We start from the raw sequence: 26,731 nt of genomic DNA on the forward strand, positions 1-26,731 counted from the left end.
GTCACGACTTGCCCGCCGAAGGACCGAAACGAGACAGAGCGATGCTTTCGAAGATCCCGACCACGGCGTAGAGGACGATCGACACCACGGTGATCACCACGATAGATGCCCACAATTCGTTGTACTGGTAGCGCGGAATGGCTTTGATCATGCTCGAACCCAAGCCTTGACCGCTACCGAGCCATTCGCCGATCAGTGCTCCGATCAAAGCGCCGGGCACTGACACCCTAGCGGCGGCGAACACCGCCGGAAGTGCGGACGGTACGGACACCATTCGCAATGCGGTCCAACGACTCCCGCCGTACGCAGCGATGAGGTCTTGTGCCTGAGCTGGAGCGGCGCGCAGACCGACCATGATCATGACCAGGGCCGGAAAGAACACCACTATCGCAACCATGACCGTCACACCCACGATTCCGCGGCCGAATATCAGGACGATGATCGGGGTCATCGCAACGAGAGGAACAGATCGTAGAAGCATTGCAACGGGCATGAAAGTCTGTTCGACAGTGCGGGAAACGACGAAGATCGATGCCACCACGAGCGCGGCAGTCATTCCGACGGCAAAGCCGACACCGGCGTCGCGCAGAGTGATGAACAGGTTGTCGATGATGCCCGAACGAGCGTCGGCGGATTTTGGGCCGGAGAACAGGTACTCCCAGACGTCGGCCGGCGTCTTTCCCACACGCGGGCCGACCTGGGGGAAGGCGTTGAGGAAGACCACCCAGATGACAAGCAACAGCGCCGAGGCGATGGCAATCGGGGCGAGGAATCTCAATGTTCCTCGTACCGAAGTCATTTCTGTGCTCCCGGAGCGCTGGTCCACGGCGTGACGAGCTGGGCGATCGCTGCGACGACGGCGTACCCCAGACCGGCGAGCAAGGCGGCGGCGATAGCCATTCCCCACGTTCGCGGGACGTTGTACGACGTCTGAGCGGCCGTTAGTGCGACGCCGATCCCGCTGTCCACCCCGCCGAGATACTCACCGAGAATTGCACCCAGTACGGCCGAAGGTGCAGCAATCTTGAGGGCAGCAAAGGTGCTCGGAAGTGCGCTCACAAGTTGAACTTTGGTGAACTTCTGCGAACGCCCACCGCCGTAGGCGGCGACGAGATCGAGGCTCGTCTTGTCGGCCGATCTCAGGCCGGCGAGTGTGCCGACCATCGTGGTGAAGAAGCAGTACATTGCGGCGAGAAAGATTGTGGGGGTCCGGCCGCCGAAGACGACCAGGATGATTGGGCCAAGCGCCAACAGCGGTGTGCAGTAGCTCAGGATCGCCAGTTGTGTGGCCAATCCCTCGATGGGCGGAATGAGAACGACAAGCACGGCAAGCGTGATCGCCAGCAGGTTTCCCCAGAGGAAGCCCTGCAGCGCACCGGAAGCCGTGACGGTGAAATTGGGTCCGTACAGCGACCAACCGTCGTCGAACATCGTCGAGACAACTACCCACGGCGTCGGAATCGTGCCTCCCGCAACACCGGCCGCCGCCAGAATCCACCAGAGAGCGATCAGTCCGCAGATGCCGACTGCACCGCCGAACCACGTTGGACGCTTCAATCGGATCCGGCGCGGCACAGATGGCTGCGCCGCCGCGGTCGCGACGTTCTCGATATCGGTAATTGTCATGCGACGCCTGCTTTTCCGAAGAGCAGTCCGGAGAGGTAGTCGTGGATCTCGTGGAACTCGGGTGTACGCATCATCTCGGGTGTACGTGGGCGCGGCAGGTCGATCGGCACGACTTCGAGGACGCGTCCGGGCCGCGGCGTCATGACGGCAACGACGTCGGAGAGGAACACGGCTTCGGCGATTCCGTGAGTCACCATCAACGTCGTCGCCGGTTTCTCGGTCCAGATCCTGAGCAATTCGATGTTGAGCCGTTGACGGGTCATGTCGTCCAGCGCGCCGAAGGGTTCGTCGAGTAGCAGGACACTCGGCTTGACCACGAGCGATCGCGCGATTGACACACGCTGACGCATACCGCCGGACAATTGGGCGGGCTTGGCCTTCTCGAATCCTTCGAGGCCGACGAGCGCGATCAGGTCGGCTATCAGGTCGGGGTCGGGATCGATGCCGGCAACCTGAAGGGGCAGTTTGATGTTGGAGGCCACTGTTCGCCACGGCAGCAAAGCCGAATCCTGGAACGCGATTCCGAGTTCGCGGCGCTTGCGTAACTCGGCCGGCGACTGTCCGTTGACAAGGGCCGTTCCCGACGTCGGACTATCGAGGCCCGCAAGGATGCGGAGAACGGTGGACTTCCCACATCCGGACGGCCCGAGCAGAGACAGGAAAGAGCCTTCGCTGGTTTGAAGGGACACGTCGGTCAGCGCGGTCACCGACCGACGACCCATCTCGAAGGTCTTGCCGAGGCCGGAGATGTCGAGACCGGTTCCAGCGGGGCGAGGTGTGGTGACGGGACTGGTCATTCCCGCACAGTACGAACGTCCGGTTGCGGTCATGTTGCCTGCGCGTCACCGCTGCGTGAGGCTGGTTCGGCGTCTCCTGTCACAGCGCCGTGGTGAGATGGACGTCTGGACGGAGTGAGGGGAGCGAAGATTGCTGAAGTTGTACCGGGCCGAGCGTTCGGACACCTTGGTCTCGGCGTTGGCCACGCTCCTCCGTACCCCGCTGTCGGATCCATTCGCCAGGGAAACTGTTGCGGTGCCGGCCAAGGGCGTCGAGCGTTGGCTCAATCAGCGGCTGTCCTCCCAGCTAGGCACGTCCGGACCGTCAGCAGTGGACGGAATTTCTGCGAACATCGCGTTTCCTTCACCCGCGCGGCTGGTCGCGGAGTCCGTGGCCGCGGTCAGTGGAATCACGGCTGACGACGACCCATGGTCGCCGACGCGATTGGTGTGGACGGTTCTCGATGTGATCGACGAGTCCCTCGGCGAGCCCTGGTGCGGAGTCCTGGCGAAACATCTCGAAGGCCATCGTGAAGGTCGACGGTTTGCCTCCGCCACACATGTCACCGAACTCTTCCGCAGTTATGCCGCGCAACGCCCGCAGATGCTGATCGACTGGGCCGCCGGGCGGTTGACCGACGGACACGGATTGGCGCTGTCGGAGGATTTCGAATGGCAGGCACGTCTGTGGTGCATCGTCGCGGACAAGATCGACGTTCCGGGGCCCGCAGAGCGACTGGGGCAAGTGAGCCGCGCACTGGTCGAGGACCCGGCCTTGGTCGACCTACCGGAACGCCTGTCGGTCTTCGGGCCGACACGGCTGCCGGTCGATCAGCGAATGATCTTGAGCGCACTCAGTGCGAATCGGGACGTGCACATCTGGCTCCCGCATCCCAGCCCCGCGCTGTGGACCAAGATGAGCTCGCGCATACCGCCTCGAAGTGAGAGCACGATCCGACGTTCGGAAGACGGGTCAGCGCTGATATCCGCCAATCCGTTGCTGTCGAGTCTTGCTCGCGACGTTCGTGAACTTCAGATCAGCCTCGGTGCCGCCGAGTTCGAGTCGGTGCATCTTCCCGAACCAGCCGGCCCGAAATCCCTCCTGGCGACGGTCAAAGCCGACGTCATCGCAGATCGTGCTCCCAGCGTTGCAGCGGAACCGGATGGGACAGTTCAGGTCCACGCTTGCCACGGGCCGGCACGGCAGGTCGAGGTGCTCCGCGAATGTCTGCTCCGATTGTTCGAGGACGACCCGACATTGCAGCCACGCGACGTACTCGTGATGTGCCCGGACGTCGAAACGTACGCACCCTTGGTTCGTGCTGCATTCGGGCAAGGCGTCCATGGCCACCCCGGGCATCTTCTTCGAGTAAGGCTGGCAGACCGCGGATTACGTCAGACCAATCCAGTCCTGGCCGTTCTCGGCTCTCTCCTCGAATTGGCCGACGGCCGGGCCACAGCCAGTGAGGTTCTCGACCTGGCCGCGACCGAGCCTGTCCGCACACGTTTTTCGTGGGGCGACGACGAGTTGGAAAGACTGCGGGAATGGACGACGGAAGCGGGTGCTCGCTGGGGAATCGGTAGTCGGCAGCGTGCCACGTTCGGCCTCGATGCATTTCCGCAGAACACCTTCAACACCGCCATGGACCGAATCTTGTTGGGGGTCAGCGCGGACGAATCGGAAAATGCCTGGCTGGATCTCGCGCTACCACTCGATGACGTGGACGGCACAGACATCGACCTGACTGGACGTTTCGCAGAGTTCGTCGATCGCCTGGCCGTCTCGCTTCGCGATCTTGCCGGCCCACATTCACCGGCCGAATGGCTTCGTGTGCTGATGCGGGCCCTGGATCTGCTGACCGACACAGCGCCCGCAGATTCCTGGCAGAGCGCGGGGGCCCACCGCGAACTGGTAGCTGCTGTCGAATTCGGCGGAGAGACGGTGTTACGTCTGGCCGATGTTCGCGCGATGCTCTCGCGCAGCCTCGCGGGCAGACCGACGCGTGCCAACTTCCGAACCGGCGAACTGACGGTGTGCACGATGGTTCCGATGCGTTCGGTACCGCATCGCGTGGTCGTGCTGATCGGACTCGACGACGAGGTGTTCCCTCGAACCGGTGGAGTCGACGGCGACGACATCTTGTCCCGTGATCCCGTTGTGGGGGAGCGTGATCTGCGCAGTGAAGACCGGCAACTGCTTCTCGATGCCGTGATGTCTGCGGGCGAACATCTGATTCTGTTGTATACCGGTGCCGATCCGGTCACCGGTGTCGTCAGACCACCGGCGATCCCCCTCAGTGGCCTTCTCGACGTACTCAGTGCGACGGTGGGTCCGGAAGCGATCAACGGAGTGCTGACACGGCATCCGTTGCAATCGTTCGACAATCGAAACTTCGCGCCGAACAAGCCGTTCAGCTTCGACACGGCAGCGCTGGCCGGTGCGAGGGCTGCCTCCGGAACACCGGTCGAATTGCCGACAGTCTTGTCGGCCGAGCTACCCGAGGTGCATCCGAAGGAAGTGAACCTCGCCGACTTGGTGAACTTCCTGGTACATCCCGCGCGTGGTTTTCTGCGCCAACGCCTCGGCGTCCGGGTACCGGAACTCGACGACGACATCGCGGATTCGCTGGCAACCGAGCTCGATCCACTGTCCACCTGGGCTCTGGGCGACCGAATGCTTCTCTCGCGCTTGGCTGGACGCAGCTCGGCGGATTTCCGTGCAGCCGAGTGGCGCCGCGGTACTTTGCCGCCCTACAACCTGGGCGCCACGGTTCTGGGCAACGTCGAGTGGGTGGTAGACCAACTTGCCGGTCTTGCATTGCCACACCTCGAGGGCGACTCCGAGGCTGTCGACGTCGACATCGACCTCGGTGACGGGCGTCGTCTCACCGGAACGGTAACCGGTGTGCACGGCAATTCAGTGGTGGGAGCGTCGTATTCCTCACTGGCGCCTAAACATCGGATGACGGCCTGGATAAACCTGCTCGCCTTGAAAGCGCACGGACGACCCGGTGCGCTCGATGCAGTCTCGATCGGACGGGGTCGGGGAAAGATCGCAGCGGCACGGTCGGTGCTCGATGCGCCAGGCAATGCGGTCGAGATCCTGCAGCAACTGGTGGACCTACGCGAGCGGGGGCTGCAGCGTCCGTTGCCGATGTGGGCCGCTACTTCAGCCGAATATGCGCGCCGACGCTTTGGTGGGGAGTCGGTCGACGATGCGACAAACGGTGCGGACACCCAGTGGAGCGGGCAGTACGGCGAGATGATCGATCCGAGCAACACTTACGTTTTCGGAGAGGCTCGAACACTTGCGGAGTTGGCTGCGGATCCGCCGTCGGACGACGAGTTCGTCTGGGCCGAGGAACCGACTCGGTTCGGAGTTCTCGCCCGACGACTGTGGGATCCGTTGCTGACCAACGAAAGAGCGGAGTAACCCGTGGACTTCGATCTTCTGGGGCCACTGCCGACCGGCACCACGGTGTTGGAAGCGAGCGCCGGAACTGGCAAGACCTACGCGATCGTCGGACTCGCGACCCGTTGTGTTGCCGAAGGTCTCGCTGACAATTCGCAAGTTCTGCTGGTGACATTCAGTAGGGCCGCCACTCAGGAACTTCGTGAGCGTGCCAGGGAGAGGTTCGCGGGAGTGTCCGCCGCTCTGGTCGACCCGGAGGCGGCGAGGCGGTCGGATGATGATCTGGTGGCGTACCTCGCCACAGCTGACGACGAGGAGATCGGCGTGCGGCGTCGTCGACTCCTGCGCGCTCTCGCGGAGTTCGACGCCGGCACCATCACGACCACCCACAGTTTCTGTCAGAGGATGCTCGACGGACTCGGCATCGCCGGGGAACGCGAACCGGACACAACTTTTGTGGAGTCGGTCGACGACCTGATCAGTGAGGTCGTCTCGGATTTGTACCTCAGCCGCTACAGCCGGACGGACTCGTCTCCACCGTTCTCCACGAAGGACGCGCTGGCCATCGCCCGAAGCGCCGTCGGCGATGGTCAGGCAATTCTCGAACCCGACGGCGAGGAGGAGACCGCACCCGGTCAGCGCGTCCTCTTCGCGGCTGCTGCTCGTGTCGAGGTCGAACGACGTAAGCGGACCAAAGGAATTCGCGACTTCAACGATCTGCTGACGCTGTTGCACGGTGTATTGACGGATCCGGAATACGGTCCCGTCGCGTGTCGTCGGGTGCGCGAAAAGTTCAAGGTCGTGTTGATCGACGAGTTCCAGGACACCGATCCGTTGCAGTGGGACATTCTGCGGTTGGCCTTCCACGGTCACACCACCCTGGTCCTGGTCGGTGATCCCAAACAAGCCATCTATGCGTTCCGCGGGGCAGAAGTCCTGAGTTATCTCGATGCGGTCGATCAGGCGGATGCGCACCAGGAGTTGACCACCAATTGGCGTAGCGACCCAGGGTTGTTGGCGGCACTCGAACACCTCTACGGTGGTGCCGCACTCGGCAACGAAGGCATCGTCGCGCATCCGGTGGAGGCTTCGCACAAGAAGTCTCGGTTGTTCGGCCCGGTGCCGATGCGTGTACGCCATCTGCCCCGTACCGGAGCCGGACCGCTCAATCGTTCGGGATTTCCGGCCGTAGGCAGACTTCGCAGTCGCGTCGCGGACGACGTCGCAGCAGACGTGGTCGCGCTCCTGGGCGGCGATGCCCGCTTGGCAGTCGACGGTGATCCACGCCCGGTCGAACCGGGAGACGTCGCGGTGTTGGTGCGCACCCACAAGCACGTGGCGATGATCCGCGATGCTCTCGATGCCGTCGGTGTACCTTCCGTATTGACCGGAGGGTCCAGTGTTTTCGCGACACCCATTGCGACCCAGTGGCTGTGGCTGTTGCAGGCGATCGAGCAGCCCCATCGCTCCGATCGTGTCCGGTTGACGGCCCTCTCGCCGATTTTCGGGCGCACCTCCGAAGAACTGGACAAGGACGGCGACAACGTCGTTGCAGAACTTGCAGGTCAACTGCGCTCCTATTCCGGGCTGTTCGCACGCGTCGGGTTTGCGGCTGTGTTCGAAAGAATCTCTGCCGAAACAAATCTGGAGAAGCGTGTACTCGCGGCCCCGTCCGGCGAACGAGATTTCACCGATTTGCGGCACGTCGCACAACTCCTCGGTCGCGTCGCCACCGAGGAAGCGTTCGGGTTGAGCGCACTGGTTCGCTGGCTTTCCGACCGAATCAAGGATCCGACGTCCGGGAGCGCGACCGACAGAAGCCGTCGCCTCGACAGTGACGCTGCCGCAGTGCAAATCGCTACGGTGCATGCCACCAAAGGGCTCGAGTTCCCGATCGTCTACGTCCCGTTCAGTTGGGAGAGCGTTGGCGGCTTCAACTCGCCGACGCAGCTGTTGCACGACCCGGAGGGACGCCGCATCCTCGACGTCGGCGGGCAGGAAGGCCCGGGGTACAACGCCAGAAAGACTGTTGCGGAGGCCGAAGAAGCGGGCGAAGAACTGCGGTTGCTGTACGTGGCGCTGACCCGGGCGCAGTGCCAACTCGTGCTCTGGTGGGCACCCAGCTACGGGACCTCCCGCTCGCCGCTGCACCGGTTGATGCTCGGACGTACACCCGGCATCGCCGAACCTGCTCGGGTAGTGAAGGTGCTCGACGACGGTACAACCGCAGCACGGCTCGCAACCTGGCCGGCAGCAGCGTCCGACGTGATCTCGGTGGAACCTGTTGGTCCCCATCCGCCCTCGCCCGTCCACTGGTCCAGAGCGGCTGCGGACGTGACCGAACTGGCCGCGGCGCGTTTCGATCGAGACCTGGACACTCTGTGGCGTCGTACGTCGTACTCGGCACTCACCGCCGGAGCGCACCACGCGGTCACGACCACGGGCAGCGAGGTCGAGGATCCCGAAAAAGACGACGAGCCAGAGGATTCCGTAGACCTCGGGAGCATTACCCCCTCGCCCCTGGAGGCGTTCCCTTCACCCATGAACGGACTTCCCGCGGGCGCCGCATTCGGCACGCTGGTGCATGAGGTGCTCGAGGTGGTGGACACGGCTGTGGCAGATCTGAGAGAGGAACTCGGGATGCGTTGCGCCGAGGCGGTCTCGGTACGGGCGGCCGAGGTCGACTCCGAAGCACTCGCGGATGCGCTGTATCTGGTGATGCAGACTCCCTTGGGATTCGGAACCTTGGCCACGATCGCGCCGAAGGATCGTCTTCCCGAACTCGATTTCGAACTCCCACTGGCCGGTGGCGACGATCCGGTGTCGATGAGTGTCACACTCCGCGGAGTGTCGGAACTGTTGAGGCGCCACCTTTCCTCCGACGACATTCTGGCGTCGTACGCCGACTATCTGGACTGTGTCGAGACGTCACCGATGCGCGGATTCCTGACGGGCAGTATCGACGCAGTCTTGCGGATCCCGGGCCCGTCGTTCGTGATCGTCGATTACAAGACCAACCGGATCGGTCGCGGCGATCTGACGGCTGCCAACTACACGCGTGAACTCATGGCGACGGAGATGATGCGCTCGCACTATCCGCTGCAGGCACTGCTGTATTCGGTTGCACTGCATCGGTATCTGCGGTGGCGCCTGCCCGACTACGATCCGCACCGTCATCTCGGGGGCGCGCAGTATCAATTCGTGCGTGGGATGCTCGGCCCGGACAGCCCGCCGGAATGCGGTGTCTTCGAATGGAAACCGCCTGCTCAGCTGACGGTTGAACTATCGGATCTGCTGGCCGGTCTTGATGCGTCCCACACAGTAGGGGAGAAGATTCGATGACCGAGGCGCAATTGGCGCAGCGCGCCAAAGGGATCGTGCGAATCTTCAACGAAGCCGGGGTTCTGGTTGCCGCCGATGTTCATGTCGCGACGAGAGTGTGCAGCCTGGGCGGTGAAACTTCCGAAGAAGTGATGCTGGCCGCGGCGTTGGCAGTTCGGGCCGTGCGATCAGGTTCGGTGTGCCTCGATCTACGACGGATGCGTGATGTGAGCGTCGACAATGCGACGGAGGAGGAACTCACGTCGTTGCCGTGGCCCGAACCGTCGGAGATCGTTGCCGCCCTTCGGCTGAGCCCTCTGGTGATCGGCGGAAACGCCGGACCTCTCAGACCGCTCCGGTTGGTCGACACGGACGACGGTGAACTCCTCTACCTCGATCGATATTTTCTGCAGGAGCAGACGATTCGGCGAGTGCTCGACGAGCGGGCGTCCACGTGGCCGCCCGCCGACCTGAAAGCGGTCCGAACGCGGCTGGATTCGCTGTTCGTCGACGAGAACGGGCCGACCATCGCGCCGGATCGTCAACGGATAGCAGCTGCTCTCGCCGCGACACAGTGGACCACCGTCATCGCCGGTGGGCCCGGAACCGGCAAAACCCATACGGTCGCACGTATTCTCGCTCTCCTGTCGGAGGAATTGGGTTCGAATGCTCGCATCGGTCTGGCCGCACCGACGGGTAAAGCCGCAGCACGGCTGCAGGAGTCCGTACGTGAGCAGACCGCGAGCCTTGGCCTTCCCGAAGAACTCGCGGCCATGACCCTGCACCGCCTACTCGGTTGGCAGCGGGGGAGTTCGAGTCGTTTCAAATACAATGCGACCAACAGACTTCCCTACGATGTGGTCGTCGTCGACGAGACGTCGATGGTCTCCCTCACGTTGATGGCGCGCCTGCTCGAAGCCGTTCGCCCCGATGCCCGGCTACTGCTCGTCGGCGATCCCGATCAGTTGACCTCAGTCGACGCGGGCGCTGTTCTTGCTGATCTTGTCGCCCGCCCGGTAAAGGTCAGTGGAAATCCGACGCTGACACAGTTGGTGGGTGACGATCTCACGGCCACTGGTTCCGAAGAGGCATTGAGTGCGGATGAACAGGATCGTCTGCGGGGCGGGATCATTCAACTCTCACGCGGGCGCCGCTTCGACGGAACTATCGCGTCGTTGGCCAGGGCAGTTCGAGCGGGAGATTCCGCTGAGGTTCTGCGTATCCTGCGCAGCGGTGATCCAGCCGTCTCCTTCCATTCGCCCGAGGATGTTGACGCATTGCGCGCCGACATCGTTGCGAGTTCAGAGGTGGTGACGGCGTCGGCCGAGGTGGGTGATGCGATCGGCGCGCTGAAAGGCTTGGAATCGCACCGCCTTCTGTGCGCCCACCGTGACGGACCGTACGGTGTCGGGAGGTGGGCGCAGCAGGCGATGGAGTGGGTCGGCACGGCATCAGGGCAGTTTCTTGACCCGACGCGGTGGTATCCGGGCCAACCCCTGTTGGTGACGGCCAACGACTACGAGGCGAAGATCTACAACGGGGATGCCGGGGTGATCGTGCAGCGTGAGGATGGCGTGCCTATTGCCGCATTCCAGCGGGGCAGTGATGCGTTTCTGATTCACCCGAGCCAACTCTCGTCGGTGCAGACGGTTTACGCGATGACGATTCACCGGAGCCAGGGCAGCCAGTACGACACCGTATCGGTGATGTTGCCGGCCGAGGCGTCGTCACTGCTGACTCGGGAGTTGTTGTACACGGCGATCACTCGCGCCAGAAACCATGTGAGAGTAATCGGCACCGAGGATTCCGTGAGGGCGGGAGTGCAGCGACAGGTACTCAGGGCAAGTGGGCTGCGTCGTGAGATCCGTCCGTACGACGGGCCGTGAAAGTCGGATGTTGCGGATTCTCTCGGTCATACGTTGTATACGACGAACACCTTGCGTACGGTCTCGGTGACCGTCCACGTACCCTTCCATCCGATTGGGAAGATTGCACTCGTACCGGCAACGAGATGTACGGGATCGCCGTAGTCCTCCTCGACGGTCATGGCGCCGGAGACGATGGTGATGATCTCGCCGCGGGTGAGGAACTCCCACCGCGACTTTCCCGGTTCGCTCTCCCAGACTCCGGATTGAATGCGGCCGTCGGCACTGGTGAACTCGACATCTGCACGAGTGATGATGTCTCCGCCGAGTGGCTCTGCACTGGGTTGGCCGAGCAGTGCTTGCTGGAAGATCCCACTTGCGCTGTTCAACTCTGCGGCACGGAAGGTAATGGTCACAATTCAATCCTGACTTTCGAAACTCATGTGAATCATCGGACTTGTCGATGATGTCGTGTGTCTGCTGGGTCGGGATACATTCACTTGTCGCATCTTTCGGCACTTCGCTCGTACAGATGTCGAAAGTGCGATCGGCCACCATTCAACCGGGGTTCAGAGACCCGTCTCACGCCGAAACGTGACCGAGCCAATGGCAAACGGCCCCGCGTCGGTGATTTCGAACGAGGGTGATCGGTTGTGAGGCCTTACGTGGTGGACGCTGTCAACGAGGTGATGAAGCGCTCGGCTGCCGCGTCGACCTCGGCGTCGGGGGTGAGCAACCTCTGCAACAACAGTCCTCGCAGACATGCGGTTGCGATGATGCTCTGCTGCTTTGCATCCACCACTGTGAATCCTTCGCGAAGGGCTGCCGCTTCAAGGAGGTGCGCCAAATCGTCGAGGTCGGCGGCGAAATCTTGAAATGCTTTGTGCTCGTACACCGCAAGTCCGGCCAGGTGAAAAAAGGTGCGGCTTCGATCTTCGTGCTCGGCGTTCGAGTAGAAACTCCAGATCGCCCTGCACAGGGCCGCGAACCCGAGATCTTTGCCCATCGCGGCGATGACGAGGTTGTCACGGCGGCGCGCTTCCGACAGTACGGCGCTGAGGAGACCTGGTCGTGATCCGAAGTGATAGGTCAGAAGCGTGTGGTGCACGCCGAGTCGCTCCGCTACTTGGCGCATCGACAGCTTCGGACTTGGGCCGGTTTCACCGAACTCGTCGAACAGCGCCTGTAACAGTCGCTCTCGACCCTCCCCAACCGGCGATCTCACGCTACCTCCATTGACGGGTTCACCACTGTTGAGTACGGTACCGCATATCGAATTCACCAGTGTTTAGGAGAGTGGTTTCCAATGCTCGGGAGGTCCCTTTGACTGACGTATGGTTTGCCGGCGGCATGGTCGCGGATGGATCGGGCACCGACCCGGTCGAAGTCGACGTGTGCGTGAGTGGCGGCATTGTCACCGCGATCGGACAGGCGCCGTCGGGTTCGACGACAGTTGACTTGGACGGCATGCTTCTGACTCCGGGGCTGATCGATGCTCATGTCCACCTGGGTATTTCGAGTCCGATCCGAAGGCAATTCGGGTTTGAGCTCTCGGCAGCCGAACTGGCTGCGGGCATCTTCGCCACCGCGGGCGATGCCCTCGACGCGGGCTTCACCACGGTGCGAGACGTCGGTGGCATCGACGGCGGAGTCGTCGACGTTATTGCGAGCGGCAAGGTGCGTGGTCCGCGTGTCCTCTCGTGCGGTCCTGTGCAGTGCCAGACCGGTGGACACGGCTACTACGGGGCCGCATGGGAGCCGACCGAGCTGTGGAACATGCACCACATTCCCGGGCTCTGCGCCTTGTCCTTGATGTCGGGTAATGCCGACGAGCTACGACGCAACGTGCGCGAATCGTTCCGCCGAGGCGCAACATTTCTGAAACTGTGCGTCACCGGCGGTGTCGTCGGAGGCCATGACAGCCTCACCGACACACAGTTCACCGTCGAGGAAATCTCCGTGGCAGTGGAAGAAGCAGCGTCGCGCGGCACCTACGTCACGGTCCACGCGCACAACAATGCGGGCATTCGCAACGCGGTGCGGGCCGGCGTCCGGTGCGTGGAACACGGCACCGACATCGATGCGGAGACGGCCCAGCTGATGCGGGAACATGACGTGGCACTTGTCCCCACCTTCGCCGTGGTCGAGCAGTTGGCGGACACCGAAAGCATGGACCTGGACCCGGCAATACGAGAGCGTGCAGCCGGAGTGCGTCAACGCATGGCCAGAGCGCTCGAGGCCTCTCGCGCAGCAGGCCTGAGGATCGGCCTGGGCTCGGACCTCATCGGGCCGCACCAAAAGCGCCGAGGTGAGGAGTTGCACTTGCGCGCGGAGTTGGAGTCGCCGATGCATGCACTCGTTTCGGCCACCAGCGTCAATGCCGACATTCTCGGTATCGGGGAAAGCGTCGGGACGATCCGCGTCGGTATGCAGGCGGACATGGTTGCCTGGCAGCAAGACCCACTCCGAGACGCAAAGGTCTTCGCCGATCCGGACATGGCTGTTCTCGTCGTGAAGTCCGGAAATATCGTCAAGGGAGACGTTCGATGAGCGCAATGCTGCACGGATGCTTTGCAGACACGGAGTACTTCGAAATCACGGCGAAGTCGGGACACAGCTACGGCGTCTGGGTGACCACACCCCCCGGCTACGCGGACTCCATGGATCCCTTACCGCTGATCTACGTGATGGACGGCAACTGGGCTGTAGGTCTTACCGCCCCGCTCATCGTCACGCAGGCAGACCCGTACCTGACGGTCGCCCCGTACATCCAGGTCAGCGTCGGATATGCCGGTGAGGAAGCTGCCAACTGGGCACGGCTCCGCAACCGCGATCTCGTGCCGCCTGGGGAACCGGTAGGCGAAGAAATGATGGCTACTCTCGCCGCTGCTCGCGACTCGGGTGCAATGACCCAGGAGTACGTGGACGCCTACCTCGAGGAGCTGGCAGACACCCACGGGGACGTCTTCCTCGACTTCCTGACCAACGAACTCCACCCTCGCCTGTACTCGTCGGAGCTACGTGTCAGCGAGTCCGGGCACGGACTCTTCGGGTACTCGTACGGAGGCCTTTTCGCCCTCTACGCATGGCTGCGCGACGCGCCCCCATTCGCGACCTTCGGTGCGGGTAGTCCCGGAGTTGTGAACGCCGACAGCCAGATCCACACGCTGGTCGAGGCACTGCCCGAGCGTGGCGTGGGCTCAGTTGTTCCGCAGCTGCACGTCACGCTGAACGAAGCCGAACTGACTGGACCCATTCCGATCTATCGCGGACTGTCACGCAACGTTCTCGCCGTCGTGGAGCAGTTGCATGGCAAGGGACGGTCGCAGGATGTTTCGACCGCGTTGTTGCACGAGACGCACGTAACCGGGCTGCAGGCATCGTTCCTGAGCTACTTGAAGAGCTGCCATGCACGTTAGCTCTCCGTCCCGGAGGTGATGTGCCGCTGACACGTTCTAGGGCGATTTTCCGTAGACGCCGTTGAAGGAGAAGTCGGCTGTGGGTGTCCACCACGTGGTGGACACCCACAGCCGTGTCTATTCAGTTGTCGCGGCTATCGATTCTCCAAGCCGGACAACACTTCTAACCCATGACGGTCCCGGTCGACTCGGCATTGGGTGCCCGAAGGCGGGAGAATGCGCCGAGGTCGATTTCGAGCCCGGTGTGCATCCCGACATAGGTCAAGGGATCAGCGTCGTGATCGTGTCCAGCTTCCACCTGGTCGATGATCCTGGACATGAGGCGCCCAGCGATGGGCGCATTTTTGAATTGGTTCCCGCTGGTGCCTATGGCGACGTAGAAACCTTGCCTGTCTGTCTTGTCATAGATCGGGGTCCAGTCGGATGCTGCGTCGTACACGCCGGCAATACCTTTCGGTTGTGACGGGACCTCCAGGGTGGGGAAACGCCTGGCGGCGCGGAAAACCTGCGCTTCGAACCGGGCAACAGTGCGATTCGGGTTGGCGGTATCAGGATCGTCGATCCACTCGAGCGGATCGCAATCCGGTTCGGTTCCGCCGACAAGGAATCCGTTTCCAGGTTCGGCTCGCATGTAGGTTCCGAGATCCAAATCGGCGATCATCGGGCCGAGGATCTCGTCGTCGTTGTAGCCAGTGGGTGCGGTGACGTGATGAACTTCCTGGCGCAAGGGCCGAACCGAAACCTTGAAGTCGGCCCCGACGTTCGACAGCTTGTTGAACGCTCCTGACCAGGGGCCGGCGGCATTGACGACAATCTTGGATTTCACACTTTCCCCGTCGTCGAGCCCTAGCTGCCAGATGCCGTCAGGCAACTGCTCGACTGTCACTACACGCGTGTTGTATGCGAAAACTGCACCGTGCGAACGTGCTGCCGCAGCAAGATTCGCGGCAGCCAGTTGCGGGTCGTCGACGAACCCCGCCTGAGGTGTGTACAGCGCGCCGAGCGTGGTTTCGGCATCTGCGAAGAAGGACTCCGAGTCGACTGGCTTCGGAGGATAGTATTTGCCGGCGTCGATACCGGGAATCTTCTCGACGAGTGTCGTTGCGTCCCAAAGCTGGTAATCGATTCCTATCTTCTCGAATAATCCGATCGTGCGCGCGTGGGGCGCGACGTCGACATCGAGCAGTGCCATCCCGCATTGCCGAAACTTCGCAAGCGCGCCGTCGACTGTCGCGTTGAGATGCTCGCTCCAGTTTTGCCAGCAATGCAGCGACTCCCAAGCCGCAGCCATACCGTCGAATGTGGAGTAGTTGAACCGGATAACCGCACTGGATGCACTGGTCGAGCCGTAGCCCGGACCACCAGACTTGTCGATGACCAGGACTTCGTAGCCTCGAGCGGCCAGTTCGTAGGCGATGGAGCTGCCGATCACTCCAGCTCCGACCACAACTGCATCGGTCTTGTCGGTAGGCACTTTCGGCCTCTCTTTCTACTGATGGCTTCGCCGGATCGAAAGCACAGCTGTTCGATCCGGCAAGCTTGGGTTCTGGTAATTCCGACGCCGTCGACTTCCTCTGGAGAGCTTCATCCCGACTTCTCGGATTCGGCTCTGCCTTAATGAATTTGGCACCTGAAAGTCCAGAGGTGTTCGTCGTCCTCAACTCTCTCGTGGCGGCCATCGGAACGCTATCGACAGCTGCGCAAAAAATCACAGCCGTGGCGCGTCCGTTGTCAGAAATGTTTCGTCGGGCTGCCCTGCGTGGTAGACCAGTTTTTCGTTTCCGGAATCCCTCGCCACAGAATGGGAAGCGCGATCAAAGCGATGGCGGTCGCATAGAAGGCAGGCGACAGATCGCTTCCAGTGGCGTTGACCAGTGCTGCGCACACCAGAGGAGCGGTCCCTGCAAAAAGTGCATATGCGATGTTGTAGGGGATTGCCGTGCCGGTGAATCGCGCATGCGTCGGCATCATTTCGAGAATTACGAGCAAAGCGGACGCGAGTAAGGAAAGCGCGAGGACCAGAGAAGCCAGTGCAACGGCAATCGCGAAAATGTTTCCGGTACCGATGAGCATGTAGCTGGGCACCGAGACGAAAACTGACATCACCATGCCGATTCTGACGAGTGGCCTCCGGCCGATTCGGTCGACTGTGGCGCCGAAGAAGATGAACAGCGGTACTGCGAGAACCAAAGCGCCGGTTGTCATCAGCAGTGCAACCGTGCTCGGAACATCGGCTGAGAGAACCAGAAATGTCGGCATGTAGCCGAGCAGCATATGAGTAACGACACCGAGCGAGGCGAAGTACACGAAGGACGTGAGCAGAGTCCGCCAGTGATTGCGGAACAGATCTGCGAGTGGGCGGGTTGGAAGGGAATCGTTTTCTTGCATTTCCTTGAACGCCGGAGTCTCCTCGACGGCAAGCCTCATGAACAGGCCCACCATGGCGACAACGCCTCCGATGATGAACGGCCAACGCCATCCTCCGTCGGCGAAGTGCTCAGCGCCGACCGAGCTGAATGACAAGACTGTGACCGTGGCCAAGATGCTGCCGACAAATGACGAAGAGCTGATTATCCCTGCGTACAAGCCTCGGCGGTGGGACGGCGCATGCTCGACGACGAAGGTGGCAGCTCCGGTGTATTCGCCCCCGGCCGAGAATCCTTGAACCAATCGGCACAGCAGCAGCAACAGCGGTGCGGCAACACCGATCGAAGCGTACGTCGGTAGGAGACCGATTGCCGCCGTCGAGCAGCCCATGAGCGTAATTGCCAGGGACAGTGACCTCCGTCGGCCGAGGCGGTCACCAAGCCGTCCGAAGAATATGCCGCCGGCAGGTCTGGCCAAGAAGGCGACTCCGTAAAGAGCGAAGGTGGCAAGCAGTGCGCCACTGCCGAACTCCGGAGGGAAGAACACTGTCGCGAGAACTGCGGCAGTGAAACCGTAGATCGTGAAATCGAACCATTCGACGATGTTGCCTGTCGCCCCGGCGATCAGGGCCCTACGGCGCGCCGATCGACGTCCAGGTGGAGTCTCGGTTTGATGCCCTGCAGGAGCATTTGCTGTGCCGGTCATGATGATTCCTCTCGGGATATGCTGAATGGCAACGGCTTTGCGACATCACGGTCACCGATGTCATTCGAGGTATTCGACATTGAAAGAGGTCGGTGGGATTCGATGTTGAACTGGCGAACGAAGGTCGTTGTCGATTTCGGGTCGGAGGCGACTTCGTCTGAGGGAGATCGTGCCGGCCGGCCTCGCGCCCCACTATGCAAATCCCACGGCTGCAACAGATCTCGTCGCTGCCACGTCTGACGGGTTGCGAACCGAGTGAAGACGTCACGGGTCTCGGGTGCTTGGCATGAAGCGAGCCTATGGTGCAAAAGTTAGTTGCATCACTGTCATGTGTTCAATTTTCTACGTAGAAATTTGGGCATATGTTGCAAACCGGAGAGGGGGCTCGTACAGTTCGACCATGGTCGGAGAACTGCAGCATTTGGTGGACACTACCGGGCGCCGACTGGACCGTTCCGTTGCGATCGATGATGTACAGATTCGTCTGCTCGCGTACAACTCGCATGACAGTGCCGTCGATTCAGTCAGAATGAATTCCGTTCTACAGCGGAATGTTTCACGCGAGATCGTAGACTTCATCTACGCGAGTGGAGGCCGTGAAGCCCTCGATCTCTTCACTGTTCCCGTCAACGAAGAACTAGGGCTGACCCTTGGCCGGGTCGGGATGCCGATCCGGTACCGCAATGCGCTGCTGGGCTTCGTCTGGCTGTTGACTTCGGAGGGCGAAGTTGACGAGGATCAAGCCGAGGTCTTGAGGCGCACGGCTGATGCGGCAGCGATGATCCTCCACCGCGAACAGTTGCTGGACGAGTTGTCCCGAAGTCGGGAGCGGGAACTTACTCGAGACGTCCTGTCGGGCGAGCGGTCGCTGCGCGAGGACGCGGCAAACAGGTTGGCCGAGGAGGGCTTGTTGGCTGCGGGTCCAGCAGTCGTGGTCACTGTGTTGCTCCGTCCTGGCGACCAGTCGACATTGACCGAAAGAGATCGTCTGAGTGTTGCCGTCGGCGTCGATCAGCTTCGTCGGAGGCTCCCGCGGAACAGTGCAATCCAACTCGACCGCCCCGACCACAGTCTGTTGATCGTATCGGTGGCCGAACGCTCGACTCAAACCCATCTGGACTCGCTGATCGTGGCAGCCCGGGAGCGAGTCTTGTCTGAAAGTGGGCGCCAGAACATCGAATGTTGGGTCGGTATCGGTGAACCGCGAACCTCGGTTGCGGATGTGCGCGAATCCTACGAAGAGTCCAGACGTTCCGCAGATGTGGCCCAGGTCGTCAAGGTGCTCGGAAATGTTGTGCGTTATCGGGATCTCGGCGTCTACGGACTTCTGGCCGAACTGTCGGAGGATCGACTCGAGAACAGTATTCACTCAGGTTTGCAGTCCTTGCTCAGCCATGAGGACTCGAAAAGTGAGGCTCTTCTCGCGACGCTGGAGAGCTTTTTGGACAATGCCGGTGACGTAAAGCGAACGTCAGAGGCGCTCTGTGTGCATCGAGGGAGCTTGTACTATCGCTTGCGGCGAATTCAGGAGATAACACGAGCAGACTTGGCAAACGGCGACGACCGGTTGGCCTTGCATTTGAGCCTGAAAGTCGCGCGGCTGTTGGATCTCCGATGATCCCGATCCGAGAAGAGGGGACTGCGGAAGAATCCAGCGGCTCAACGTAGTTGGCGGCTTTCGATCGTCAAGCATGATGGTTCTGGGGTGGGAAAGGAAGCGCGTCGTACATCGGCCAGGGTGGGTTGGCTTGACCTGCTGATACGTTCATACGTTTGATCGGGCACCTTCTATCCTCCTGTCGGCAGATGCGGCGGAGTGCAACTTTTTCGGGCATTGAAAGTGCAGAATCGTCCAGATGGGTGTCGAGCTGCGTGAAGAACGCGCGTTTTTGCAAACCGAAATGACGACGAATTTGGTCTGAGTTCGGTCCCCCGGTACGCAGATGTTCGCGCGCGAACTGGACTATTTGTTGCCGACTGCAAACAGGGGATTTCGCATCCATTCCCGTTGGCCTCCTTTATCGTTGGATTGGATCAGATACCTGAGTCGGTGCGATTCGTATGCACCCCTTCACCGCAGGTCTGGTCTGATCTTTCCGAAGTCGGAGTCGCGGAGATACATGCAGTTGTTCGAGATCGTTCCCCCGAAATTGAACAAACGCGCCAGACTGGATTGTGGCCATCGAGGCCGTATGTCTATCCATTTGCTGGTTGCTGAGCCGGCTGGTCAGTACGACACTGAACCGGTGATGTTGCCGGCCTATCGCCAAACGGTGAAGTGGTTTTGCCAGGAGAACGACACGTTTTTGCCGGCATTCGAGACGACGACTCCGCGCGGATCGACCTCTGGCGGAAGGGGGACCGACCACATCATCTTTCCGTCGCGAGCCCTGATCGAATGCATGCCGGTGTAGTCGCTGAAGACGAAGTGATCGCCATCAGTCGCACCGCTTCGAACCCAGTACGCGTCTTGCCAGGGTGTTTGCCACAGTTGTCGGCCACTCTCGACGTCGAGACCCGAGATTGTGCGGGTCTCCGGCGACGTGACGAGGATTGTTTTTCCTACCACCGCGGCGATGGCGCTTCCTGTCCCGGCCGTCGCGGTGTTGACGATTTGTGAACTGCGCCAGAGTTCGTCACCCGACTCCGGATCGTAGGCGCCGTCGCCGAGAAACATCGGCACCGCCGTCGAGGGCTTACTCGGGTAGGACGACGATGAGTACGAGGGAATCGGTATCGCACGAATCGTGGATCCGTCGGAAGCCAAGAGGTTTTGGGTTCCGGCATATCCCGACCGGCCGCCGACACTGGTGAGGAACAATCCGTTCCCGGTAGGAACAAGCGAATCGCCCTCGAATCGGAATCGTTCGGCGCCGGACTGCAGATCGTAGATTCGATAGCGGTACTGCGGGTCCCCGCCGTCGCCCTGTTCCATCGCAATGACAGTGTCGGTGTGGGGGACAGTGTAGACGGCTCCGAACTTCTCACTTGGTTCGAAGGTACGCACGAAGTTGGCAGTCAAATTGGTTGTGGTGCCGCTGGCAAGAATTCGTGTTCGAACCGTTCCGTCCATCCTTTCGCCGGACGTGTACACGGTGTCTCCGGCGATGGTGGCGCCATTGAGATCGAAGTCGGTTCCGAGGTCGGACATCAGAGTTCCGGTCGCGGTATCGACAAAGATCATCCGTCGATCGCCCCAGCACGCGATGATCGTGGATTCGTTCTGCTGACTGCACTGGCCGATGACTCCGCCGATTCGCGTTTTCCACAGCGGACTTCCGTCGTCGGGATTCACCCCGACGAGTGTGACGGCACCGACTCCCTGACTCGACGAAGACTCGTCGGTCATGGGAAGTGGATAAGCAGTCGCGGCCACCAGCACGTCACCGACTTGGTACGTGTTGCCGTAGCCGTAGTAGCTATCGAGCGTGGAAGGCATCGACAGCAGCACGTCCCCGGGGTTGTCCGTGAGCGCTCGGACATCGAGTTCCCAGGCTTGTTGCGGAGGATCGGAGAGGTCCACGTCGACAACGCCCTGCTCGACGATCGGACCGCCTGTCTTCTGCTTCGGCCATGCCGCATCACTGGAGTCGGAGATCACCGATACGACGATGAACGCGATCGCCACCAGCAATGCCAGTCCGAGTGCGACCAGTTTCCAATGTTCCTTCAACCGAAGCTGCATCGAAAGACCGTAACCGATCGATCAAACTGATCGGTTCGTTTCGCGGACGGCCGGCACGATGTCGATCGCGAGATCGAGCCCACGTGCTCGGTGTGACGAAGTGTGGTGGCCTCGTACGCACGAGACCACCACACCGACGGCGTCAGACGTAAGGCGAGTACGCCGGAAGATCCAACTGACCGTTGCCGGACAGCCCGATCACGATCACCTCGGGTTCGGTGACGGCACGGGCGTGAGCGATAGCGCCGGCAACCGCGTGGGTTGATTCCGGAGCCGGGATGATTCCTTCGGCGCGGGCGAAAATCAGACCTGCCTGGAGTGCGTCGTCCTGATCGACGGCAATTGCATCCATGAGTCCGAGGTTGACCGCGTGCGAGACCATCGGCGACATGCCGTGGTAGCGGAGGCCACCGGCATGGATGGCCGGCGGTACGAAATCCTTACCCAGAGTGTGCATCTTGAGCAGCGGCGTCAGGCCGGCGACGTCACCGAAGTCGTAGCGGTACTCGCCCTGGGTGAGGGACGGGCATGCCGACGGCTCGCAGGCGACCAGACGAGTCTTGGTGCCTTCGCGAAGGTTTCGTCCCAGGAACGGGAAGGTGAGTCCGGCGAGGTTGGAACCGCCGCCGGCGCAACCGAACACGGTGTCGGGGACGGCGTCGCCGGCTTCTTCGAGCTGGACCATTGCTTCCTGACCGATCACGGTCTGGTGCAGCATGACGTGGTTCAGCACGCTACCGAGTGAGTAGTGCGTGTTCGGATCCTGCGCAGCGACCTCGACGGCCTCACTGATGGCCATGCCGAGCGAGCCGGTGGTGTCGGGATGCGACTTCAACAGTGCGCGTCCGGCTTCCGTCAGGTCCGAAGGCGACGGGTGACAGATTCCGCCGTACGCCTCCATCTGGATGCGTCGGTACGGCTTCGAATCGAAGGACGAGCGAACCTGCCATACCTCGACGTCGAGTCCGAGCAGCGCGCCCGCGAACGACAGCGACGCACCCCACTGTCCCGCACCGGTTTCGGTGGTGAGCTTGGTGGTTCCCTCGATTGCGTTGTAGTAAGCCTGCGCGACAGCAGTATTCGGCTTGTGTGAACCGACCGGGCTCACGCCTTCGTACTTGTAGTAGATGCGGGCAGGTGTGCCCAGAGCGCGCTCGAGTCGGTGCGCGCGGAACAAGGGAGAGGGCCTCCACATGCCGTAGATCTCGCGAACCGTCTCCGGGATCTCGATGTAGCGCTCGGTTGCGACTTCCTGCGCGATGAGGTTCATCGGGAACAGCGGCGCCAAGTCCTCGGGGCCGAGCGGCTCACGAGTGCCCGGATGCAGGTGCGGGGGAACAGGCTCGGGGAGGTCAGCCGCCAGGTTGTACCAGTGCGTCGGCACTTTCGACGGGATGGAGACGCCCAAAGGCTCGAGCGAACGGTTGAGTGGGGTGGTGGTCAACTAACTCTCCTTCGTGGATTCGGTACCTGATCTTGGCGGTCGTAGCGACGACGCGTACGGCATTTGCCGGATCGGGGATCCTGAGAGGAGCCTGCTGGACCACCCGATATCGGTCCGGGCAGCACGCAGTTGCGGCTGACCGTCAGCGGTCGGGCCACCAGAGGTGCGCAGTGAGCAGGGTCACGAGCCGATCGTACATCGGCACTCGCACCCTGCTCACGTCGGGCTTAGCGGAAAATCATGCACGTCGTGGTTCCATGCGCCACCAACTTGCCGTTCTTGTCGAGGACCTTGCCCTCTGCGGTCGCGGTGCGCCCGCCCACGTGAATGACACTGCCGTGGGCTGTCAGCTCGTCACCGTCGAGAGGCACAGTGCGGATGTAGTTGAGCTTGAGTTCGAGGGTCGTGTAGCCGACGCCCGCGGGAAGCATCGTGTGTACCGCGCAGCCCATGACCGAGTCGAGCAGCGTTGCGCAGATGCCGCCGTGCACAGTGCCGAGCGGGTTGCTGAAATCGGCGCGCGGGGTCAGGGCGAAGCTGACGGATCCCTCGTTGACCTCGCGCATCTCCATGCCGAGGAGGCGTCCGATGCTGGGTCGGTCGTTGACCTGGGTTCCCATCCAGCGGAGAAGTTCGAGGCCTGTCATCTGCGCCGGATCGACGGTCGCGGTTGTCTCGTCACTCATTGTTTCATCCCATCACTATGTCGGTCGTCATACATAACGTAGCGTATGAGTCGACAGGTGTACCGACGGCCGAAGGATCTGTGACATGGCAGAGCTGAGCTCACGTGATCGCATGATTCGCAGTGCGGTTGAACTGATCAGCCGCAACGGTGTCGACGCGACGTCCTTCAGCGACGTCATCAAGCACAGCGGCGCACCCCGTGGGTCGATCTACCACCACTTTCCTGGCGGTAAGACCGAGTTGATGGTCGAAGCCGTGCGCGCGGCCGGTGCGATCATCACCAGACGGATCAGCTCGGCTGCGGCTACCGGTTCCACGGCCGACGTGATCGAAGCGGTCGGAGACATCTGGCGACTCAATCTCACACGCTCGGACTTCGCGATCGGCTGCCCGGTGATTGCCGGCGGGTTGGCGCGTGCCAGTGAGCCAGAAGTCGCGGAAGTGTCGGCTGAGGTCATGCTGGGATGGCAGAAGTTGATCGAATCGCAACTCGAAACTGCGGGTTATCCTGCAGTGCAGGCAAAATCGATGGCAAACCTGACGATCACGTCGGTCGAAGGTGCGGTGGCGGTGTGCCAGACGACTCGAAGTATCGAGCCGCTCGAACAGGTCATCGCTTCACTGCAGGGGCTCTCTCGTTCTGAGGCTTGGTCCGGCTGAGCCTTCGGGGGTTGACTTCGGTCGTCAAGTATCCGTAACTTCATGTAACGGCTAATTGGGCAGGAGTAGGCGATGACACATTGGTTCGACCTCGAACCGGTCGGTGTCGATTTCTTCGACACGGCACCGCATATCTTCACGTACTCGATCGACCTCACCGCCGAACCGGATGACGTCTGGGCTGGTCTGACCGCGGACGAACCGCTGTCGTGGTGCCGGCTGCTCACCAAAGTGCACTACACCTCGCCGCGCCCCTACGGCGTCGGCACGCGCCGAATCGCGGAGGTGGGCGGTGGTGCGATGCAGATGCGCGAAAAGTTCATCACCTGGGACGACGAAACGCGTCGGCACTCGTTTTACGTCGAACAGTCCAATGTTCCGCTGTTCCAATCCTTCGCGGAGGACTACCGCGTCGACGAGCTCGCAGTGGGTTCGAGACTGCAGTGGAATTTTGCATTCTCGCCGCGTCCGAAGCTGTCGCTCGCGGTGCGTGGCGGGCTACCGGTCAACTCACTGATCTTCTCGAGCTTCGTGCGCGATACCAAGCGGCACTTCGGTTCTGCGCCACGCCATTGACTTTCTTCCCTTCATACGAGAGGCATCCATGACCACACTCGGAGAATCGTTGACTTTGCCCTGCGGGCAGATCCTGCGGAACCGGACCATGAAAGCTGCGCTCAGCGAGGCTCTGGGTGACCGCACTCATGGACCGTCCACTCGCTTGGAAACGCTGTACGGTCGTTGGGGCAGTGGCGGGTTCGGTTTGCTGATCACCGGCAATGTCATGGTCGATCGATCGCAGATCGCCGAACCGGGTAATGTCGTCGTCGACGACGATCGTGATGCCGAAGCACTGACTGCCTGGGCCAAGACCGCCAAGAACGGCGGCGCCGAGATCTGGATGCAGCTGAACCACCCAGGGCGGCAATCCAACCCGATTGCCAGCAGAGGTAGACCGGTCGCCCCGAGCGCGATCGCGCTGAAGATTCCGGGAATGGCGACGCCGCGAGAACTCTCGACCGCTGAGATCGACGAGATCATCGACAAGTTCGCGGAAACCGCTCGCGTCGCCGAGTCCTCCGGCTTCGGGGGCGTGCAGATACACGCAGCGCACGGTTATCTTGTTGCGCAGTTCCTTTCGCCCTTGTCCAATCAGCGGACGGACGAGTGGGGTGGAGATCCTGAGCGTCGACGACGCTTTCTGATCGAGATCGTTCGGCGCATACGCTCTGCCGTTGCTCCGGGATTCGCGGTCTCGGTCAAGCTCAACTCGGCTGATTTCCAACGAGGTGGATTCTCGGAAGACGAGTCGCGAGAAGTAGTGCGCGCGTTGACCGAAGAGTCGGTGGATCTCATCGAGATCAGCGGTGGCAGTTATGAATCGCCGGCCATGATGGGTAAAGCGCAGAAGCAGAGCACTCGCGATCGAGAGGCATATTTCCTCGAGTACGCCGAGACAGTCCGAGCGATTGCCGGCGACATTCCCTTGGCGGTCACCGGCGGCTTCCGCTCGCGATCGGCGATGGTCGAGGCACTGGCTTCCGACGCGTGCGACGTGATCGGCCTCGGCCGGCCGACGATCACGATCCCCGACGCGGCAACCGTTCTCCTGGAATCGGATCGGGAACGATTGACCGTGCCGACTGTTGAGTTCGGAGCGCGGAAGTTGTTGGGGAAGGTTGCCGACATCTCGATGCTCGACGGTGCACTCGACCTGCAGTGGCATACCGATCAGCTGCACCGGATGGGCGACGGAAGCGAGCCGGATCCGGCTCGGCCGTGGTGGAAGACCCTCGGAACGATGGTGAGGCGAAACGGATTCGATGCGCTTCGCCCCACCAAACGAGCGGCTTGATCAGTTCGGTGCACCGATGTTGAGTTCATCGGGATGCGCGCCGACGCGGGTACCGTCGTCGAGCGTATCGATTTCGCTCAGGTCGAGATCGGTGAGTTCGAAGTCGAATACGTCGATGTTCTGAGCGATTCGAGCATCGTGTACGGATTTCGGGATGACGATCAGGCCGTTCTGAAGGTGCCAACGGATCAGGACCTGCGCGGCAGTCTTGCTGTGGCGGTCACCGATTCGAGTGATGATCGGGTCGGTGAGCAGGGTGTTGGGCTTGGACGCCTTACCCCAACCTGCGTTACTGGTACCGCCGAGTGGGCTCCACGATTCGACCTTGATCCCGTGCTCGGCGGCCTTGTCGCGAATGGCGTGCTGCGTGAGGTGCGGGTGCAGTTCCACCTGATCGACTGCGGGCAACAATCCACCGCGTTCGACGAGAAGCTGCAGATGATGCGGCTCGAAGTTGCACACCCCGATTGCCTTGGCGCGGCCCGATTCCGCGATCTTTTCGAGTGCGTCCCACGTGCGGAGGAGTCGGTCGTTGTCCTGCAGAGGCCAGTGGATGAGGTAGAGATCGACGTAGTCGACGCCCAGCTTGTCGATGCTGGTGTCGAAAGCCTTCAACGCCGGCTCGTAGCCCTGATCCGCATTCCACAGCTTCGTGGTGAGGAAGATGTCCTCTCGCGCGACGGACGAGTTGGCGATACCTCGTCCGACGCCCTCTTCGTTTCCGTAGGCGGCAGCGGTGTCGATGTGCCGGTAGCCGGCCTCGTCGAGTGCGAACCGTACTGCATGCTCGGTTTCGTCGTTGGTGGCCTGCCAGACTCCGAGGCCGAGTTGCGGGATCGTGGTTCCGGAATTCAGCGTGATGTCAGGAATGCTCATGGATCAAGGCTAGCGATCTCGAGCTGTCCTTGC

General features: G+C 61.6%; 21 protein-coding genes. 9 read left to right on the forward strand and 12 right to left on the reverse strand.

All coding sequences use genetic code 11. From position 1 onward, the window contains the following. Window position 1: 1 nt before the first annotated feature. The 3 genes from M0639_RS04085 to M0639_RS04095 are packed head-to-tail and all read right to left on the reverse strand — an operon-like array spanning window position 2 to window position 2,456. On the reverse strand, window positions 2–799 hold the full coding sequence (locus tag M0639_RS04085; RefSeq protein WP_042449420.1) for an ABC transporter permease: 798 nt from the start codon (window positions 797–799) through the stop codon (window positions 2–4). Then, window positions 796–1,626: an ABC transporter permease gene (locus tag M0639_RS04090; protein ID WP_064075151.1), complete on the reverse strand. Its 831-nt coding sequence runs from the start codon at window positions 1,624–1,626 to the stop codon at window positions 796–798. Before M0639_RS04090 ends, M0639_RS04085 begins: the two co-directional genes overlap by 4 nt. After that, window positions 1,623–2,456: an ABC transporter ATP-binding protein gene (locus tag M0639_RS04095; RefSeq protein ID WP_003945415.1), complete on the reverse strand. Its 834-nt coding sequence runs from the start codon at window positions 2,454–2,456 to the stop codon at window positions 1,623–1,625. Before M0639_RS04095 ends, M0639_RS04090 begins: the two co-directional genes overlap by 4 nt. 97 nt (window positions 2,457–2,553) lie before the next feature. Here M0639_RS04095 and recC point away from each other — a divergent pair, with 97 nt between their 5' ends. From recC to recD, 3 genes are read left to right on the forward strand one after another with little or no spacing between them, the layout of a single operon-like run. Further along, entirely contained in the window at window positions 2,554–5,835 is a 3,282-nt protein-coding gene (gene recC / locus M0639_RS04100) for an exodeoxyribonuclease V subunit gamma (protein WP_064075152.1), read from the forward strand. A 3-nt stretch (window positions 5,836–5,838) separates the two neighbouring features. After that, entirely contained in the window at window positions 5,839–9,156 is a 3,318-nt protein-coding gene (locus tag M0639_RS04105; protein ID WP_064075153.1) for a UvrD-helicase domain-containing protein, read from the forward strand. Further along, window positions 9,153–11,021, forward strand: coding sequence for an exodeoxyribonuclease V subunit alpha (gene recD / locus M0639_RS04110; RefSeq protein WP_064075154.1), 1,869 nt, complete (start codon window positions 9,153–9,155; stop codon window positions 11,019–11,021). The genes M0639_RS04105 and recD overlap by 4 nt, the downstream gene beginning before the upstream one ends. 26 nt (window positions 11,022–11,047) lie before the next feature. On the opposite strand, the gene M0639_RS04115 is transcribed toward recD, so the two are convergent. Together M0639_RS04115 and M0639_RS04120 are read right to left on the reverse strand one after the other, a co-directional pair. Beyond that, window positions 11,048–11,416 (reverse strand): cupin domain-containing protein, encoded by a 369-nt coding sequence (locus M0639_RS04115; protein ID WP_064075155.1) that lies wholly within the window; start codon window positions 11,414–11,416, stop codon window positions 11,048–11,050. 245 nt (window positions 11,417–11,661) lie between these two features. Continuing rightward, entirely contained in the window at window positions 11,662–12,225 is a 564-nt protein-coding gene (locus M0639_RS04120) for a TetR/AcrR family transcriptional regulator (protein ID WP_029254476.1), read from the reverse strand. 98 nt (window positions 12,226–12,323) lie between these two features. On the opposite strand from M0639_RS04120, the gene M0639_RS04125 reads away from it, so the two are divergent. Further along, window positions 12,324–13,550, forward strand: a complete 1,227-nt coding sequence (locus M0639_RS04125; protein ID WP_225989611.1) for a metal-dependent hydrolase family protein — start codon at window positions 12,324–12,326, stop codon at window positions 13,548–13,550. Next, the gene (locus tag M0639_RS04130; protein WP_064075156.1) at window positions 13,547–14,419 is read left to right on the forward strand and encodes an alpha/beta hydrolase; all 873 of its coding nucleotides are present in this window, start codon (window positions 13,547–13,549) and stop codon (window positions 14,417–14,419) included. Before M0639_RS04125 ends, M0639_RS04130 begins: the two co-directional genes overlap by 4 nt. A 163-nt stretch (window positions 14,420–14,582) precedes the next feature. Here the strand turns inward: M0639_RS04130 and M0639_RS04135 are convergent, their stop codons facing one another. Continuing rightward, window positions 14,583–15,893, reverse strand: coding sequence for an NAD(P)/FAD-dependent oxidoreductase (locus tag M0639_RS04135; RefSeq protein ID WP_064075157.1), 1,311 nt, complete (start codon window positions 15,891–15,893; stop codon window positions 14,583–14,585). A 257-nt stretch (window positions 15,894–16,150) separates the two neighbouring features. Then, window positions 16,151–17,491 carry an MFS transporter gene (locus M0639_RS04140; protein WP_064075158.1) on the reverse strand — a complete coding sequence of 447 codons (1,341 nt, stop codon included), beginning with the start codon at window positions 17,489–17,491 and terminating at the stop codon, window positions 16,151–16,153. A gap of 400 nt (window positions 17,492–17,891) precedes the next feature. Here M0639_RS04140 and M0639_RS04145 point away from each other — a divergent pair, with 400 nt between their 5' ends. After that, window positions 17,892–19,109, forward strand: coding sequence for a PucR family transcriptional regulator (locus M0639_RS04145; RefSeq protein ID WP_041814672.1), 1,218 nt, complete (start codon window positions 17,892–17,894; stop codon window positions 19,107–19,109). Between the two features lie 67 nt (window positions 19,110–19,176). Here the strand turns inward: M0639_RS04145 and M0639_RS04150 are convergent, their stop codons facing one another. From M0639_RS04150 to M0639_RS04165, 4 genes are all read right to left on the reverse strand, one after another. Then, window positions 19,177–19,494, reverse strand: a complete 318-nt coding sequence (locus M0639_RS04150) for a hypothetical protein (RefSeq protein WP_156525074.1) — start codon at window positions 19,492–19,494, stop codon at window positions 19,177–19,179. Window positions 19,495–19,751: 257 nt separating this feature from the next. Beyond that, window positions 19,752–21,176, reverse strand: coding sequence for an outer membrane protein assembly factor BamB family protein (locus tag M0639_RS04155; RefSeq protein WP_064075159.1), 1,425 nt, complete (start codon window positions 21,174–21,176; stop codon window positions 19,752–19,754). A 142-nt stretch (window positions 21,177–21,318) separates the two neighbouring features. Further along, on the reverse strand, window positions 21,319–22,620 hold the full coding sequence (locus M0639_RS04160) for a TrpB-like pyridoxal phosphate-dependent enzyme (protein ID WP_003945451.1): 1,302 nt from the start codon (window positions 22,618–22,620) through the stop codon (window positions 21,319–21,321). Window positions 22,621–22,847: 227 nt separating this feature from the next. Continuing rightward, window positions 22,848–23,306, reverse strand: a complete 459-nt coding sequence (locus M0639_RS04165; RefSeq protein ID WP_003945940.1) for a PaaI family thioesterase — start codon at window positions 23,304–23,306, stop codon at window positions 22,848–22,850. Between the two features lie 85 nt (window positions 23,307–23,391). Between M0639_RS04165 and M0639_RS04170 the strand changes: the two genes are divergently transcribed. From M0639_RS04170 to M0639_RS04180, 3 genes are all read left to right on the forward strand, one after another. After that, on the forward strand, window positions 23,392–23,967 hold the full coding sequence (locus tag M0639_RS04170) for a TetR/AcrR family transcriptional regulator (protein WP_003945856.1): 576 nt from the start codon (window positions 23,392–23,394) through the stop codon (window positions 23,965–23,967). A gap of 72 nt (window positions 23,968–24,039) precedes the next feature. Continuing rightward, the gene (locus M0639_RS04175; protein WP_042920475.1) at window positions 24,040–24,543 is read left to right on the forward strand and encodes an SRPBCC family protein; all 504 of its coding nucleotides are present in this window, start codon (window positions 24,040–24,042) and stop codon (window positions 24,541–24,543) included. 28 nt (window positions 24,544–24,571) lie between these two features. Then, on the forward strand, window positions 24,572–25,822 hold the full coding sequence (locus M0639_RS04180; protein ID WP_064075160.1) for an NADH:flavin oxidoreductase/NADH oxidase family protein: 1,251 nt from the start codon (window positions 24,572–24,574) through the stop codon (window positions 25,820–25,822). Here M0639_RS04180 and M0639_RS04185 read toward each other — a convergent pair whose 3' ends face one another. Next, on the reverse strand, window positions 25,823–26,698 hold the full coding sequence (locus M0639_RS04185; RefSeq protein ID WP_007734162.1) for an aldo/keto reductase: 876 nt from the start codon (window positions 26,696–26,698) through the stop codon (window positions 25,823–25,825). Between the last annotated feature and the right edge of the window lie 33 nt (window positions 26,699–26,731).

The organism is Rhodococcus qingshengii JCM 15477, from assembly GCF_023221595.1.
Lineage (GTDB): Bacteria > Actinomycetota > Actinomycetes > Mycobacteriales > Mycobacteriaceae > Rhodococcus_F > Rhodococcus_F qingshengii.

Excerpts from the sequence above, each read along its gene's own strand:
- M0639_RS04145 (WP_041814672.1), top strand. The coding sequence starts at position 17,892 with ATGGTCGGAGAACTGCAGCATTTGGTGGACACTACCGGGCGCCGACTG.
- M0639_RS04180 (WP_064075160.1), top strand. The coding sequence starts at position 24,572 with ATGACCACACTCGGAGAATCGTTGACTTTGCCCTGCGGGCAGATCCTG.
- M0639_RS04155 (WP_064075159.1), bottom strand. The coding sequence starts at position 21,176 with ATGCAGCTTCGGTTGAAGGAACATTGGAAACTGGTCGCACTCGGACTG.
- recD (WP_064075154.1), top strand. The coding sequence starts at position 9,153 with ATGACCGAGGCGCAATTGGCGCAGCGCGCCAAAGGGATCGTGCGAATC.
- M0639_RS04095 (WP_003945415.1), bottom strand. The coding sequence starts at position 2,456 with ATGACCGCAACCGGACGTTCGTACTGTGCGGGAATGACCAGTCCCGTC.
- M0639_RS04085 (WP_042449420.1), bottom strand. The coding sequence starts at position 799 with ATGACTTCGGTACGAGGAACATTGAGATTCCTCGCCCCGATTGCCATC.
- M0639_RS04150 (WP_156525074.1), bottom strand. The coding sequence starts at position 19,494 with ATGGATGCGAAATCCCCTGTTTGCAGTCGGCAACAAATAGTCCAGTTC.
- M0639_RS04185 (WP_007734162.1), bottom strand. The coding sequence starts at position 26,698 with ATGAGCATTCCTGACATCACGCTGAATTCCGGAACCACGATCCCGCAA.
- M0639_RS04175 (WP_042920475.1), top strand. The coding sequence starts at position 24,040 with ATGACACATTGGTTCGACCTCGAACCGGTCGGTGTCGATTTCTTCGAC.
- M0639_RS04165 (WP_003945940.1), bottom strand. The coding sequence starts at position 23,306 with ATGAGTGACGAGACAACCGCGACCGTCGATCCGGCGCAGATGACAGGC.
- M0639_RS04090 (WP_064075151.1), bottom strand. The coding sequence starts at position 1,626 with ATGACAATTACCGATATCGAGAACGTCGCGACCGCGGCGGCGCAGCCA.
- M0639_RS04130 (WP_064075156.1), top strand. The coding sequence starts at position 13,547 with ATGAGCGCAATGCTGCACGGATGCTTTGCAGACACGGAGTACTTCGAA.
- M0639_RS04170 (WP_003945856.1), top strand. The coding sequence starts at position 23,392 with ATGGCAGAGCTGAGCTCACGTGATCGCATGATTCGCAGTGCGGTTGAA.
- M0639_RS04140 (WP_064075158.1), bottom strand. The coding sequence starts at position 17,491 with ATGACCGGCACAGCAAATGCTCCTGCAGGGCATCAAACCGAGACTCCA.